Origin of the sequence: Flavobacterium sp. UBA7663 (assembly GCF_002483315.1) — a bacterium.
Taxonomy (GTDB): domain Bacteria; phylum Bacteroidota; class Bacteroidia; order Flavobacteriales; family Flavobacteriaceae; genus Flavobacterium.
Genome location: NZ_DLHR01000015.1, coordinates 320,717 through 336,898 on the forward strand (window position 1 = coordinate 320,717; position 16,182 = coordinate 336,898).

Sequence of the window (16,182 nt, forward strand, 5' to 3'; positions counted from 1 at the left end):
AAAACCTTGCGCATAGAGTAAGCACAAGGTTTTTCTATTTTAATTAAAATACTATTCTTCATCATGAGTACACAATCCCACAATCGTATGAAAAGTGTCGTGCAAACCATTTAAAGCTTTAGTGATTTTTGCATCTGACGCTTTTGATTTAACTAATTTATCCAACGCTTTACTGTCTTTAGCTAATTTATTAACCGAAGCCACAATTTCTTTTTTATTAAATTGCGCTGGAATTTTAGCCATCTTTAAAGCATTTGCTTTTTCAGCCATTTCAGCACTTCTTTCTTTGATAGGTTGCAAATTTCCTTCTTCACTTGGATGGAACGTTTGCGACATCACTTTGTGAAAGGTTTTGATTTCTGGCCAAGCTCCAAATGTATCTGGTTTTGGCATTGCTGCTTTGTATCTTTTGCTTACTTCTATCCAATTTACAACACTCCATAAAGCAGATAGATAATCGGCTCTTTTGTTTTGGTATTTTAAGTAATACGCATGTTCCCAAACATCGATTCCGAAGATTGGCGTTCCTTTTACTTCTGCAATATCCATTAATGGATTGTCTTGATTTGGAGTTGAACTCACTACTAATTTTCCTTCTTTAGTAACAACCAACCAAGCCCAACCTGAACCAAAACGACTTGCTCCTGCTGCATTTAATTTTTCTTTCAAAACATCAAAATTTCCAAAAGTTTCATTGACTGCTTTTTCTAATTCAGCCGACATTTTAGTGTTTTTCTCAGGTGTTAAAACCGACCAAAACAACTCGTGATTATAATGTCCACCACCGTTATTACGAACTGCTACCGGCATAGTAGAAATCTTTGCAAAAATTTCATTTAAGCTTAGTTTTTCATCTGCAGTTCCTGCTAAAGCTGTATTTAAATTTTTAACATAAGCCGCGTGGTGTTTGCTATAATGTATTTCCATTGTTTGCGCATCAACAAAAGGCTCTAATGCATTGTAGGCATACGGTAATGCTTTTTGCGTAAACTGAGCCGATGCTGTTAACGTTACTAAAAGTGTTGCAACTAGAAGTTTTATATTTTTCATAGTATATTAATTTTTGATAAAATTACGGCTTATCGATTAGATAAAAAATTAAGAATTCTTAAAATTTCCATAATTGTTGGGGTTAAACGCAAAGAGCGCTAAGATTTTTCGCAAAGTTCGCTAAGGGAAAATTTATTAAGAACTATATGACTATGTGTTTGATTGTTTTTTTAAACACATAGACACATAAGTTTATGTTAGCGTGCAAAAGTCGTTTCACTCTGACAATAGATAAGCATAGCTTTATGGTAAATTTCTGTAGATTTCATTTACGAATGTTTTTTGTCCTTCTTTGAAAATATTTTTACAATTAAAATTTATCAAAATTCCTTTTGGAGCATTGAGTAAATTCATATAAGTTAGAATTTGAGATTCACAAACTTTATGCATTTCTAAAGTAGACTTTAATTCTACTACAATAAGATTTTCGACATACAAATCGCATCTTAAATTAGCTTCTAACTGATTTCCTTTGTAAATTATTGACACTATTTTCTCTGTGTGAAAATTTATTTTCCTTAATCGTAACTCTTCTTTCATACATTCATGATAAACCGATTCTAACAAACCTGCTCCCAAATTTTTATGCACTTCAATTGCCGCTCCAATAATTTGAAACGACAAATTATCAATTTCCTTTTTTGTCATAATAAAAAAAACTATGTGACTATGTGTTTCAAAAAAAATCAAAAAATGCCTTCATCTTGAAAACTCAAATACCCATTTTCTGTGATGATGATGTGGTCTAAAACTTGTATTTCTAAAGTTTGCCCTGCTTCTTTGATTCGTTTCGTGATTTTTAAATCAGCTTCGCTTGCCATTAATTTTCCTGAGGGATGATTGTGCGAGAGAATTAATCCCGTTGCATTTTGTTCGAATGCTATTTTGAAAATAATTCGAATATCTACAACTGTTCCTGTGATTCCGCCTTTTGAGAGTTGGGCTTTGTAGATAACTTTATTGGAATTATTGAGATATAATACCCAAAATTCTTCGTGAGGCAATTCGCCAATAATGGGTTGCATGATATCAAAAACGGCTTTACTGGAAGTAATTTTTTTAAGTTCGACGGCTTCTTCGGCTCTGCGTCTTCTTCCCAATTCTAATGCTGCAGCGATGGAAATAGCTTTGGCTTCACCAATTCCTTTGAATTGCATAAGTTGGCCAACCGACATTTTTCCTAACGTATTCAGATTATTTTCTGAAGATGCTAAAATGCGTTGACACAATTGCACGGCACTCTCATTTCGAGAACCGGAACCAATTAAAATAGCAAGTAATTCAGAATCAGATAAGGTAGATTTACCTTTAAGAAGAAATTTTTCACGTGGACGATCGTCTTCAGCCCATTGATTGATTGGCGTGTACATGAGTATTTATTTTGGCGTTTATAAGAACAAAAATAATTGAAAAAATCTAAATGTCAAAATTATTGATGGAAGATGGAAGAATTTATACAAACTTTAGAATAATTAATACTAAATTCAACTGAAATTCCGTTTTCTTAAAAAATTATCACATGAAATTTACTGGAATTATTTTATTGTCTTTTTTATTTCTGAATTGTAAAAAAGAAACACTTAAAACTGAAGTTACGCAACAGATTGAATCAAAACCAACAACTCAACTCATAGAAAACCCAACTGATTTCTATGAAAAACTATCCAATGCAGCGATTTCAATAATTGATCCTGAAGTGGTTTACACGCCGGATTATGTTGGGATAAAATATCCAAATGGTGATGTTCCTGCAAAAACGGGTGTTTGTACCGATGTTGTGATTCGTGCTTATCGAAAACTAGGAATTGATTTGCAAAAAGAAGTGCATGAAGACTTGAAAGCCAACTTTTCATTGTATCCCAATTTAAAAAAATGGGGTTTAAAAACTACAGATAAAAACATCGACCATAGAAGAGTTCCTAATTTAGAGGTTTTCTTTGCTCGGAAAGGAAAAACTTTACCTATTACGCAAAATCCAAAAGACTACAAAACAGGCGATTTAGTTACTTGGATGATTAATGATAAATTACCTCATATTGGTATTGTAACGCACATAAAATCAAGCAACGAAAACCCAATGATTGTACATAACGTGGGAAGTGGACAAGTTTTAGAAGACTGTTTGTTGAGTTGGAAAATTGTGGGGCATTTTAGATATGGGAAATAAAGTTTTGGTCATAAACTATTTATCTAAATTCTGACAAAATTATTTCCGAAAGATTAGATTTATCCTCAATTTTATCAAATATTTTTTTTGCTTTACTAATTAATTTCTCATCATTATTAGCTTTCCCTTTTTTTATTAAGCTTAGAGCATAATTCGCCCTATAATCGTCATTTTTTGTGATTTTCCCACTTAATTTTTCAAAGGTCTCAATACTTTCAAAATACTTTTCATTTCTTGTTAAAAGTATACCTTGTACCAAGTAAATTTCATCACCAATTGGAATTCCTCTTTGTAAATACTTTGTTATTGCATTATCTAAATTTTCCAAACCTACTTCTGTATCGCCTAAAAATATTGAAGTTGAAGCTATTCCATAATATCCTTCTGGATTTTCTGGAAAAAACTCTTTCATTTCATTATATTTTTTTCTAGCAAGTTTAAATGCCCCCATTTTAGAAGCCATAAAAGCTAAATTTTGTTTATAAATTATTGACTTATTATTACTCAAACTATCAGCTATATAATAATAAGTTAATGCAGCTTTATCCATGTTTGAAATACGATAAGTATAACCTGCAAAAAAATATGCATCGCAAAAAGTGCTATCCTTTTTTATTAAATCTAAAAATAATTGATTTGCACCACCAATATAACGATTGGCTTTTATACAATCTAATCCTAATTTATAATTATCCTGAGATTCTTTATCATCAGGAATTGGGCAAATAGTATAATTACCATTAAAATAATCTGATTGAGCAAAACTCAATTGAATAAAAAGAAAAAAAAGAAGGATGTTTTTCATTATTATTTTATTAATTCTTTCACCTCATCAAAATTCAAACCACCATAATTTCCTGAACTCATTAATAGTAAAGCGGAATTATCCAAATTTTGGCTGAATAAAAAATCTTTGAATTCGGTTGGGTTGGTGTAAATAATTAAATCTTCTCTTTGGAACGATTGCGCAATTTGGTCATACGTTACTTCTTCCAAACGTTTGATTTTTACTGCATCTGGTGAATAGAAAACCACTGCAACATCAGCTGCATCTAAAGCGCCTTGGTATTCTTTTAAAAACTCGGCATTTAAACTGCTATAGGTGTGCAATTCTAAACAAGCAACTAATTTTCTATCAGGATATTGTGCTTTTACTGCTTTTGTAGTAGCTGAAACTTTACTTGGTGAATGCGCAAAATCTTTATACGCGACTTTATTAGTACTTTCGGCAATTTTTTCTAATCTTTTTGAAGCGCCTTTGAAACTGGCGATGGCTTCGTAAAATTCGGCTTCGTCTACGCCCATGCATTGACAAATCCACTTGGCACCGGCTAGGTTGCTTAGATTATGTGCTCCGAAAACTTCAATTGGCATTGGACCTTCTGGTGTGTCTAATAAAGTTGTTCCGTTCTCAACTGTGTAACTTGGTGTTTGATAAGCAATTTTTCGGATTTGATTTTCCGTTCCTTCTGCTACTAATTTTACGGCTTCGTCTTCTTCGTTATAGATTAAAATTCCACCACGCGTGATTTGGTTAGCGAAAATTCTGAATTGTTCTACATAATTATCAAACGTTGGAAACACATTGATATGATCCCACGCAATTCCTGATAACAACGCAATATTCGCTTGGTACAAATGGAATTTTGGTCGCAAATCTATTGGTGAAGTTAAATATTCATCACCTTCCAAAACAATAAAATCATTGTCTTCGGTTAAATGTACCATCGTATCAAAACCTTCTAGTTGAGCTCCTACCATATAATCCACTTCGATATTGTGATAATGCATCACGTGTAAAATCATCGAAGTAATCGTAGTTTTTCCATGTGAACCACCAATAACAACTCGGGTTTTATTTTTCGATTGTTCGTATAAAAATTCGGGATACGAATATATTTTCAAGCCTAATTCTTGCGCTTTTAATAACTCAGGATTATCCGCTTTTGCGTGCATTCCCAAAATAATCGCTTCAATATCGGTTGTGATTTTTTCTGGAAACCAACCTTCTTCAGCTGGTAACAAACCTTTTTTCTCCAAACGTGATTTTGAAGGTTCAAAAATAGCGTCATCGCTACCCGTTACATGATATCCTTTGTTGTGTAATGCTAGTGCTAAATTGTGCATGGCTGCTCCGCCGATTGCTATGAAATGTGTTCTCATTTTTTCAGATGTCAGTTGACAGTTGTCTGTTAACGATTGTTCCTGATAACAGATTACTGACAACTATTTTTCAAATTGTTCTTTTAACTTATTGGCTTTTGCTTTATCTTTTAACTTATTCAAATATAAGTCATATAATTTTTCGAAAGTGGTTTTTGAATTGCCAATTTCGTGTGCTTTTTTGTAATGGATTTCTGCTTTCGCATAACGACTGAAATAGACATCGATATACCCTTTTGCTAAATAACCATCTACTTTTGAAAGTGCCATTAATTCATTGGCATATTTTTGAGCTTTTTTTTCGCTTCCGCCAATTATTCCTGGCAATTCGATGTATAACATCACTAATGCCCAGCGCGATTCAACGTGTTTTACATCTAATTTTGCAGCAGTTAAAAATGATTCTTCTACTTCATCGATCATTCCTAAAGCTTTGAATTTATTGGATTCTTTGGCTTTCATTCCGAGTGCACCACCATATTTATACCAATAATTAGCATTTTTCGGATAACTAGCTTTTAGTTTTTTGTAGTTGATTATTCCAGAATCCCAATCTTTTTGATGTCCGGCAATATCTCCAAGATATTCAATTGTTTTAGTATGATTAGGTTGCGATTTCAAATGTTCAGAAAATAGTTTTTCTGCTTCGTTGTATTTTTTTTGCGCATACAATTTCTCGGCCTTTTCAAACGTTGATTGAGAAAAGACTGAAAACGAAAGCAATAGAAAAAGGATTTGAATGTTTTTCATTTTTCAAAAATAGTGAAATGATTTTAGTTAATTTTACTTACAAATAATTTAATTTTCATTTGTCCCAACCTTTTTATATTTTTTACACTCTTTATATAAAAACCAACTATTATGCGAAAAATATTATTATTAATCTTATTAGTTAATTCTTTCAATTTATTTGCTCAGTACGATGATAAGTGGAAAGAAGTTTATAGATATGAATTGGACGGAAAAGTTAAATCTGCTCAAGAAAAAGTTCAAGAAATTTACAAAAAAGCAAAGCGAAAAAATGATGAAACGCAAATCATCAAATGTTTTTTCTATTTATCAAAATTTGAACAAGTTTTTGATGAAAAAGCTCAGACTACAATTATAAATAATCTTCAGAAAGAAATTAATGAAGCAAAACCTGTTTCAAAAGCTGTATTACAATATGTTTACATAACCATTTTAGAAGAATATTATCAAAGAAACAATTATAACATTAACAAAAGAACCTATTTAGAAAATCAAAAAAGCAAAGATTTTTTGACATGGACAGAAGCTGATTTTAATGCTCAAATAGAAAAAAACTATGATAATCTCTTGTCAAATGAGAATGAATTAAGAAACACAAGTATTGAAAAAATTAAAGAAATTTTTGATATTTCATCAAGTGTAGATATAAAAAACTTTAGCGTTTATGATTTTCTAGCTCAAAAAAAAGGCGACCATCTTAAGTCTGCAATTACTTCCTGGAAACAAAAAAAATCAATTGATTTTAAATCGGAGATTGAAATTTTTTATGAAAATCCTGAATCTTTTGTAAAATACAATACAAAAAAATTAGAGGATGATAACTTAAAAAAATTAATAACGCTTTTACAAAACAATGAAAAATATTATCTGAATCAGAAGAATTATGAAAAATTAGATTTCGCATATTATGAAAGACTAAAATTTATAAAAGAAACCTTCTGGGATGAAGAATTTTATCTAAAAAAAGCTACTTCTTTAGAAAAAACAACTACCAATCTATTTTTAAAACAACTTTTAAGAGTAGATAGAGCTTGGCATTATTATAATAAAACGCATAAAAAAGGCGAATTCAATTCGTATACAAGTACATTAAAACTCGTAGATACTATTTTAAATACAAAAGTTAACGTAAATGCATTAGCAGAAGCTGAAAAAATAAAAATTGAAATCAACAATAAACATTTAGAAATCAAATTACCTAAAATAAGCTATCCTAAACAAAATAATAGAGCTTTTGTAAATTTCAAAAATATTGATTCGCTTACAATTTCTTATTATGAATTACCACAAAAACTAAATTATCTTTTTAAGAATAATTACTATTATAACAATACTGAAAAACTTAATAAAGATTCAATAATCAATGCATTTTTATTGAAAAACAAAGTGTTTAAAACACAAAAAGTAGTACTGCCAAACAAACGTGATTATTTTGAATATTCTACCGAAGTTTTATTAGAAAAATTAGATGTTGGCAATTATTTAATTTATATCGAAACCCCAAACGATACCATTTCTAACGAAAAAGTATTTGCTTTTGATATTCTTCAAGTTACTAATCTGTATGTAATTGAAGATAACGAAGAAAACAAAGATGCCTTTTACATCTATGATAGGAAGCTAGGAAAACCATTAGAAGATGTAAAAATTGCTAGTGAGGAGGAAAACATAAAAACGAATGCAAATGGAAATGCCTATTTTAAACATAAATGGAGAATAAAAGACAAAAAATACAGTAATGATATTTTAATCACTTCGAAAAATGATTCCTTATCTATAAATTACAATAGAAACTTTTTATCTACAAATGAATTTAATAATAAATCGGTAGATGATTATGAAAATTGGGAAGCAAAAGCAATGATATACTTTGATCGTGCTATATACAGACCCGGACAAAAAATGTTTTATAAAGGTGTTATCATCCAGAAAAAAGACGCTGTTAAAAATGTGGTGCCATTTGTTACTGTTCATGTTACAATTTCTGACGTTAACAATACCAAATTAAAAGAATATGATGTTCAAACAAATGAATTTGGAAGTTTTTCAGGTGAATTTGAAATTCCAAAAAACGTTCTTACTGGAGAATTCAGCATAAAAATTGAAGAAGCAGATAATTACGAAAAAGATTCAAAATACTACGACAAAAAAGAAGATGAACACATATTTTGGGACAATGTTGATTTTGAAAGTTACAACGAATTCAATTTTAAAGTAGAAGAATACAAACGTCCAACATTTGAGATAGTTTTTGACGAAATTAAAGAGAATTACACAATTGAAGACACTATAAACATTAAAGGAAATGCAAAAGCATTAGCAGGAAATAATCTAACCAATGCAAAAGTTGCTTATACTATTTCAAAAAGTGGTTATAGTAAAACTAAAAACATATCTTATGAAATAAACTATATAAATTCTGAAACCACTACTGATGAAAATGGAAACTTTACAATTTCTTTTTCTGCAATTGAACCTTCTGTTGCTAACGAAGAAATTGAATCGTTCAACTTCTCAATTACCATAGATGTAACAGATATTCAAGGTGAAACAAGAAGTGCTTCCAAAAATATAATTGTTGGAAAAGAAATGTTGAAAATTGGTATAAATATTAATGGAGAATTGATATCTGAAGACAACAACAAGCTAATTATAAGCACAACCACATTGAATAATTACCCAATTGAAGCAAAAGGAACATTAAAGATCTACGAACTTAAAAGTAGAAATTTCTTAAAAAAACGACAATATGCCATTCCAGAAATTCAAACACTTACAAAAGAGGAGTTTCATAATTTATTTCCTCACGAACCTTTTGACGAAACAGATGAAAAAACTGAAGAAATTCTTATAAAAACGATTTCATTTGACACAAAAATCAATAAAGAAATAGCGCTAAACTTTTTGAAAAACTATAGAAATTCACAATTTAAAATTATTGCAGAATCCTACGACTTAAAGAACAATTTAATAACTAATGAAAAAGCATTTAGTGTTAAATCAAAGCAGTTCCCATTTTCCGAAAAAGAGCTATTCACTTACAAAGACATTACAGATTCAAAATCTAAATTTTACACTATTGAAATTCAATCCGTTATACCTGATTTATATATAACTTCTCGTTTTTATGTTGACAAAAACATGACAAACGATGTAAAAACCATTCAATTAATAAATGGTAAAGCTATTTTTAAATTCAATAAAGAATTAAAATTTACAAATAGTTTAACATTCCATTTTTCTACTATTTGGGAAAATGAAGGATACGTTAAATCTTATCAAATCGAAACTCAAACCACAGAAAGTAAATTGCAAATTGAAATTGAGCGTTTACGAAATAAAATAGAACCAGGAAGTATAGAAAATTGGTCATTTAAAATTAACAACCCAGAACTTCAGGCTGAAATTTTAGCGAGTATGTATGATAGTTCATTAGATCTATTTGCTACAAACAATTGGAAAAATTTTAATTTTCATGTTTATTATTCGTATCCAAGAACACCACAAATAACAAATTATCAACAAAATATTTCTTTTAACTTAAACAACTTCAAAACACAAAGAAGTTACTTTGCAATTTTTAAAAGAAACCCTCAATTATATTGGTTTGGATTTGATTTTAATGACCCTAAAAACCCCTATAATCTCAAAAATTATACAAAAAGAATAAGTATAATTAATGAAATTCCTAAAAATTCTAAACTAATTTCTGGAATCATTTCCGATGAACTTGGACCTATTGCAGGTGCAAATGTATACATCAAAGGAAGCAACAGAGGCACTACAACCGATTTTGATGGCGAGTTTACTATTGAGGCGGCTAAAGGAGAAATTATTGTAGTTAGTTATACAGGTAAAAAATCAGAGGAAATAACTATAGAACAAGCAAAAAATCTAGAAATTACCTTAAATGAAGATGTAGTCTCTGGATTAGATGTTGTTGTTACAGGATATGGAAAAACGACAAAAGAAGCTTATGTAGGAACAGCCACATCTTATAATAGTGAAAACTCATATGAAGATGACGGCTATTTATCTCAGGCACTAAAAGGTCAAATCGCAGGAGTTTCCGTAAAAAATGACACTCTTTCAAATGGAAGAGTTATGATTAGAGGCTTTGGTTCAGTAATCGGAAATAAAAATCCATTATATGTAATTGATGGTATTCCTGTTTCTGAAGACAATTTAGATTTAGACCCAAATAACATTGAATCTTTAATTGTTTTAAAAGATGCTGCAGCTACTTCTATTTATGGTTCTAGTGGAGCAAATGGTGTTATTATAATTACAACTAAAAATGCACTAAAAGAATTAGCTCAAGTTAAAACAAGAAGTAATTTTAATGAAACCGCATTCTTTTATCCTCATCTTAAGACGGATAGTAATGGGGAATTTTCTTTCCAATTTACCACTCCCGAATCCTTAACCAAATGGAAATTACGCCTATTTGCTCACAATAAAAATTTTGAATCTGGCTATTTTGAATCGAGTATTATTTCGCAAAAAGATGTTATGATTCAAACGAATATGCCTCGATTTGTTCGCGAAAAGGATGAAATAACAATAACAGCAAAAGTGGTCAATTTAACTAATGAAATAAAATCAGGTAATGCAATGTTATTACTATTTGATGCAACCACTATGCAACCTATTGATGTAATTGCGAATAATAGTTCTAATGTAAAAGCTTTTAATTGTAAATCAAAAGAAAGTGTTCCTGTTTCTTGGACAGTTACAATTCCTGAAGGTGTTCAAGGATTACAATACAAAATAGTAGCTAAATCAGGTAATTTCTCAGACGGAGAAGAAAATATCTTACCGGTAATGAGTAATAAAGTCTTACTTACAGAAAGTATTCCGATTTGGGTAAAAGGAAATTCAAAAAAAGAATATGTATTTGATAACCTGAAAAATGACAATTCGAAAAGCTTAAAAAATCATTTATTTACGTTAGAATATACCTCAAACCCAACATGGCTTGCCCTTCAATCGTTACCGTATTTAATGGAATACGAACATGAATGTGCAGAGCAAACTTTCTCAAGATATTATGGCAATTTTATTGCTACAGAAATTATTTCTAGTAATCCCAAAATAGCTACTTTGTTTGAGTCATGGAAAAATAACCCAAAAGCAGTTTCTAAACTTACTCAAAATGAAGAATTAAAATCAATTGTTTTAAACGAAACCCCTTGGTTACTTGATGCTGAAAGTGAAGAACTAAAAAACAAACGACTGGCTTTACTAATGGATTTGAATACCATGAAAGATTCTCAAGAAAGAACGTTAAAGAAAATAGAGGAAAAACAATTAGTTTCTGGTGCATTTGCTTGGTTTGATGGTGGAGAAGAAAATACTTTTATTACACAACATATTGTAGCAGGTTTAGGTCATTTAGGTAAACTATTTCCAGAAAAAAAATCTCAATTTGAAAAAATAACTTCTAAAGCAATTCCATATTTAGATAATAAATATAATAGCCAAAGTACTTTAAAAAATAATCGCATTAATTATTACGCGTATTCTAATTTACACTTCTTATATGCGCGAAGTTTTTATTTGGATAAAATGCCTATTTCTAAAAAAATGGACTCTATCATAAATGTTCAAAAAGTAGAATTTAAGGCAAATTGGCTAACTTATTCATTATACAAAAAAGCGCTACTAGCACTAACCATGCATCGCTTTGGTGATAAAAATTTTGCTGAAAAAATAATCACTAATTTAAAAGAAACAGTAGCCCGAAACGATGATTATGGAATGTATTGGATTGAAAACAAAAATGGTTATTATTGGTATCAATCAGCAATTGAAACACAAGCAATTTTAATTGAAGCTTTTGCCGAAATTGAAAAAGACAAAACCTATGTAGATGAAATGAAAGTTTGGCTATTAAAACAAAAACAAATAAGTAATTGGCCAACCACAAAATCAACAACTGAAGCCATTTACGCCTTGTTATTACAAGGAACCAATTGGACAAGTATTAAAGATAATACTAAATTTAAAATTGGAAACGAAAAAGTGTTTTCGAAGAAACTATCAGAAAAAGATAAAGAAGCCACTACAGGTTACATTAAAATGAATTGGAAACCGGAAGAAATTTCAAAAGACATGGGGAAAATTTCTATTGAAAACAAATCGGATATAGCTGGTTTTGGTGGATTATATTGGCAATATTTTGAAGATTTACAAGCGATAAAATCAGATAGTACCTCAACTCTTTCTATTACAAAAACCCTTTATAAAAAAACCAAAACTACAGAAGGAGACAAACTTGTCGAAATAAATTCTGAGAATGTAAAAATTGGTGATTTAATTACCATTCGACTAATAATTAAAACGGATAATGATTTAGAATTTGTTCATTTAAAAGATTTACGTGCATCGTGTTTTGAACCTATAGATGTAATTTCCGAATATAAATGGAAAAGTGGATTGAGCTACTACCAAAGTACGAAAGATGTTGCAACTCATTTCTTTTTTGATACAATTAAAAAAGGAACTTATGTATTAGAATATGATGTTCGAATTAATAATTCGGGAAGTTTCAATGATGGAATAGCAACATTACAAAGTATGTATGCACCAGAGTTTACAGGACATTCAACAAGTACAAAATTGAAAATTCAGGATTAATAAAACAAAAAACGCCTTGATTACTCAAGGCGTTTTTTGTTATTTTATTTGGAAATTACTTCACAATTGTCATTTCATCAACAATGTGTTTTGCTCCTGAGAAATTCTCAATTACCCATAACACGTAACGAATATCAACGTTGATTGTTCTTTGTAATTTTTTATCAAAGATTACATCACCAGCCATAGCTTCGATGTTTCCGTCGAATGCTAAACCGATTAATTCTCCTTTTCCGTTTAATACTGGAGAACCTGAATTTCCTCCTGTAATATCATTATCAGTTAAGAAATTAACATGTAAAGAACCGTCTTTATCTGCATAACGACCAAATTCTTTATTCGCATTCATTTCTAATACTCTAGTAGGTAAATCAAATTCTAAATCACCTTTTTTGTATTTTTTAACTTGACCTGCTAATGTAGTATAGTTGTTGATTGAAGCATCATTACGTTTGTCAGCTGGTAAAGAACGAACTTTTCCATAAGTTAAACGTAAAGTTGAATTTGCATCTGGATATTTGATTTCTCCAATTTTAGATTCTCTTAATCCTTCAACTAATAAACGGAAAGAAGCACCAAAATCATTTTGAGATTTGATTAATTCTTCACTTCTAAAGCTGTAGTGATTTAACAAATCATTCGTTAAAACGAAAAGTGGATCATTTTTAAGTAATTCTTCTGATGGTAAATCTAAGAATGCTTTTACTCTATCAACTGAAGTAAAAATACTTAAATCAAATGCTGCGTTTACATATTTTGTAAAATCGCCATTGTTTTCTTTAGCTAGTTTTTCAACCATTGGAGCTAAAGTATAACCTGCTTTTTTAGCATATAAATTTAATTGAGCCGCTAAAATATCTTTTTCTGCTGGAATATGTAATTCACTATGCATACCTTGAGCCATCTCTAAAATAGCTGGCGCCATTTGTGCTCTTTTTGTAGCATCTGCCTTAGCATAGTTTTCTAACTGTCTTCCTAAACCTCTACTTACTGTTCCAAAAGCAGAAGTTCTGAATAATTGCATCATATAATTATCATGACGCGATTTTTCGTTCGTTAATGCATAAAACTTATTGATTGTTGGAACTACATTACCATATTTTGCTTTGTTAGCTGGTTGGTTAGCCCATTTGTGGAATTTAGCTTCTTGAGCCGCTTTTGTTTTAGCTGTACCAAATTTTGATAACGCATCAATCATTCCTTGACGGTTTTTCCAGTAGTTAGCAACTCCTGCAAATTTTGAAGCATAAATAAGATTTAAAGCATCTGATTGAACCATATATTTTTTCATATTGTCCATTCCGGTTTTAGAACCTTCAACCCAAGCTGGATAAGCAAATTTTACGTTTTGCTCAATTCCACCTGCTGGCATCCAACGGTTAGTTCTACCTGGATAACCTAAAATCATAGCGAAGTCATTTTCTTTAACACCTCCAATATTTACTGGTAAATAATGTTTTGGTTTTAAAGGAACATTGTTTGTAGAATAATCCGCTGGATTTCCGTTTGCATCAGCATATACTCTAAACATAGAGAAATCTGCAGTATGACGTGGCCATTCCCAGTTATCAGTATCACCACCAAATTTTCCTAAACTTTCTGGAGGAGTTCCAACTAAACGAACATCTTTATAATCTTGGTAAACAAAATAGTAATATTCGTTTCCTTGGAAAAACGGACGAACTGAAACGGTATATTTTCCACCTTCGTTATTTTCTTTTTCAATTTTAGCGATTTCAGCATTGATAGCTTTTTCTCTATCTGCTTCGCTCATTGTAGGATTTACAACAGATAAAATTCTTTTTGAACAATCGTCCATACGAACAAAGAAACGCACGTATAAACTTGAAGGTTTTAATTCATCTGCTCTGTTTTTTGCCCAATAACCGTTTTTTAAATAATTTTTTTCTGCTGATGATAATTCTGCAATAGCATCATATCCACAGTGGTGATTGGTTAAAACTAATCCGTCTTTTGAAATCATTTCAGCAGTACATCCACCATTAAATTGCACAATTGCATCTTTTAAACTGTGGTTATTGATACTGTAAATTTCTTCGGCTGTTAATTGCAAGCCCATTTTTTGCATGTCGCGGTGGTTTAAACGCTCAATGAACATTAAAAACCACATTCCTTCATCTGCTTTTACCGAAGCTGGCACAAGCATTATTGCAGAAACGACGAATAATAATAATTTTTTCATAATAAATCTATGTTCTTTTTATTTGTGTTGCGAATATACTTAAAAATACGATTTCGCTAAAATTATCACTTCAAAATCAGATTAGATTGAAGCAATTTTAACTTTTTATTATAAAAACTAGATTAAAAACAAAAAAGCACCTCCAAACTGAAGATGCTTTTTCTTACTTTTTATACTATTTTATTTTTCTTCCACATTCAACATTTGCCACAATTTATCTTTCAACTCTTGTAATCCTTGTTGGGCAACCGAAGAAATAAACATATAAGGGGTTCCTTTGAATTCTTTGTCCAATTGTTTTTTCAATTCAGCTTTTAATTCATCGTCTAACATATCGCATTTTGAAATCACAATCAAACGATCTTTATCCAACATTTCTGGATTGTAACGACGTAATTCGTCTAAAAGAATTTCGTATTCTTTCTTAATATCATCAGCATCAGCTGGAACTAAAAATAACAAAGTTGAATTACGCTCAATATGACGCAAGAAATAATGACCCAATCCTTTACCTTCTGCAGCACCTTCAATAATTCCAGGAATATCAGCCATTACAAACGATTGAAAATCTCTGTAAGCTACAATTCCTAAATTAGGTTTTAAAGTCGTAAAAGGATAATCTGCAATTTTTGGCTTAGCCGAAGTTAAAACAGAAAGTAACGTTGATTTTCCTGCATTTGGGAAACCTACTAAACCTACGTCTGCTAACACTTTTAATTCTAAAGTAACATCTACTTCCTTTACAGGCATTCCAGGTTGTGCGTAACGAGGTGTTTGATTGGTTGAACTTCTGAAATTCCAGTTTCCTAAACCACCTTTTCCTCCTTCTGCTAAAATTCGAACCTCATCGTGTTCTGTAATTTCAAACAAAACATCTCCTGTTTCTTGATCTTTTACAACCGTTCCTAATGGAACTTCAATGTATTTATCTTCACCATCATGTCCTGTACTTCTTGAACTTCCTCCATCACCTCCGTGACCAGCACGCATGTGTTTCAAAAACTTCAAGTGAAATAAAGTCCAAAGATTTTTATTTCCTTTAATGTATACGTGTCCACCACGACCACCATCACCACCATCGGGACCACCCTTTTCAATAAATTTTTCTCTGTGTAAATGCGACGAACCTTTTCCTCCCTTTCCGGAAGAAACATATATTTTTACGTAGTCTACAAAATTTCCCTCTGTCATCTTTTCTTAGTGTTCAGTC

Annotated in this window: 9 protein-coding genes and 1 pseudogene; 2 read left to right on the forward strand and 8 right to left on the reverse strand. The window is 30.8% G+C overall.

Annotated features, from left to right (window positions below; all coding sequences use genetic code 11):
• Positions 1–390 precede the first annotated feature (390 nt).
• The 3 genes and pseudogenes from B2741_RS06110 to radC all read right to left on the reverse strand — a co-directional run.
• Positions 391–1,050, reverse strand: a pseudogene (locus B2741_RS06110) (superoxide dismutase); the annotation flags it as partial.
• 243 nt (positions 1,051–1,293) lie between these two features.
• The gene (locus B2741_RS06115) at positions 1,294–1,698 is read right to left on the reverse strand and encodes a GxxExxY protein (RefSeq protein WP_291136356.1); all 405 of its coding nucleotides are present in this window, start codon (positions 1,696–1,698) and stop codon (positions 1,294–1,296) included.
• A gap of 38 nt (positions 1,699–1,736) precedes the next feature.
• A complete protein-coding gene (gene radC / locus B2741_RS06120; protein ID WP_291136358.1) occupies positions 1,737–2,420 on the reverse strand; it encodes a RadC family protein in 684 nt (227 codons plus the stop codon).
• Positions 2,421–2,569: 149 nt separating this feature from the next.
• Here radC and B2741_RS06125 point away from each other — a divergent pair, with 149 nt between their 5' ends.
• On the forward strand, positions 2,570–3,217 hold the full coding sequence (locus B2741_RS06125) for a DUF1287 domain-containing protein (RefSeq protein ID WP_291136360.1): 648 nt from the start codon (positions 2,570–2,572) through the stop codon (positions 3,215–3,217).
• A gap of 19 nt (positions 3,218–3,236) precedes the next feature.
• On the opposite strand, the gene B2741_RS06130 is transcribed toward B2741_RS06125, so the two are convergent.
• The 3 genes from B2741_RS06130 to B2741_RS06140 all read right to left on the reverse strand — a co-directional run bounded on the left by B2741_RS06130 (position 3,237) and on the right by B2741_RS06140 (position 6,130).
• On the reverse strand, positions 3,237–3,986 hold the full coding sequence (locus B2741_RS06130; protein ID WP_291136362.1) for a tetratricopeptide repeat protein: 750 nt from the start codon (positions 3,984–3,986) through the stop codon (positions 3,237–3,239).
• A gap of 38 nt (positions 3,987–4,024) precedes the next feature.
• Complete coding sequence (locus B2741_RS06135) at positions 4,025–5,380, reverse strand: UDP-N-acetylmuramate--L-alanine ligase (RefSeq protein WP_291136364.1); 1,356 nt, start codon at positions 5,378–5,380, stop codon at positions 4,025–4,027.
• Between the two features lie 63 nt (positions 5,381–5,443).
• Complete coding sequence (locus B2741_RS06140; protein WP_291136366.1) at positions 5,444–6,130, reverse strand: tetratricopeptide repeat protein; 687 nt, start codon at positions 6,128–6,130, stop codon at positions 5,444–5,446.
• Between the two features lie 111 nt (positions 6,131–6,241).
• On the opposite strand from B2741_RS06140, the gene B2741_RS06145 reads away from it, so the two are divergent.
• Entirely contained in the window at positions 6,242–12,769 is a 6,528-nt protein-coding gene (locus tag B2741_RS06145; RefSeq protein WP_291136368.1) for an alpha-2-macroglobulin family protein, read from the forward strand.
• A gap of 55 nt (positions 12,770–12,824) precedes the next feature.
• Here B2741_RS06145 and B2741_RS06150 read toward each other — a convergent pair whose 3' ends face one another.
• Together B2741_RS06150 and obgE are read right to left on the reverse strand one after the other, a co-directional pair.
• Positions 12,825–14,972, reverse strand: coding sequence for a S46 family peptidase (locus tag B2741_RS06150; protein ID WP_291136370.1), 2,148 nt, complete (start codon positions 14,970–14,972; stop codon positions 12,825–12,827).
• Between the two features lie 180 nt (positions 14,973–15,152).
• Positions 15,153–16,163, reverse strand: coding sequence for a GTPase ObgE (gene obgE / locus B2741_RS06155; RefSeq protein ID WP_291136372.1), 1,011 nt, complete (start codon positions 16,161–16,163; stop codon positions 15,153–15,155).
• Positions 16,164–16,182 lie beyond the last annotated feature (19 nt).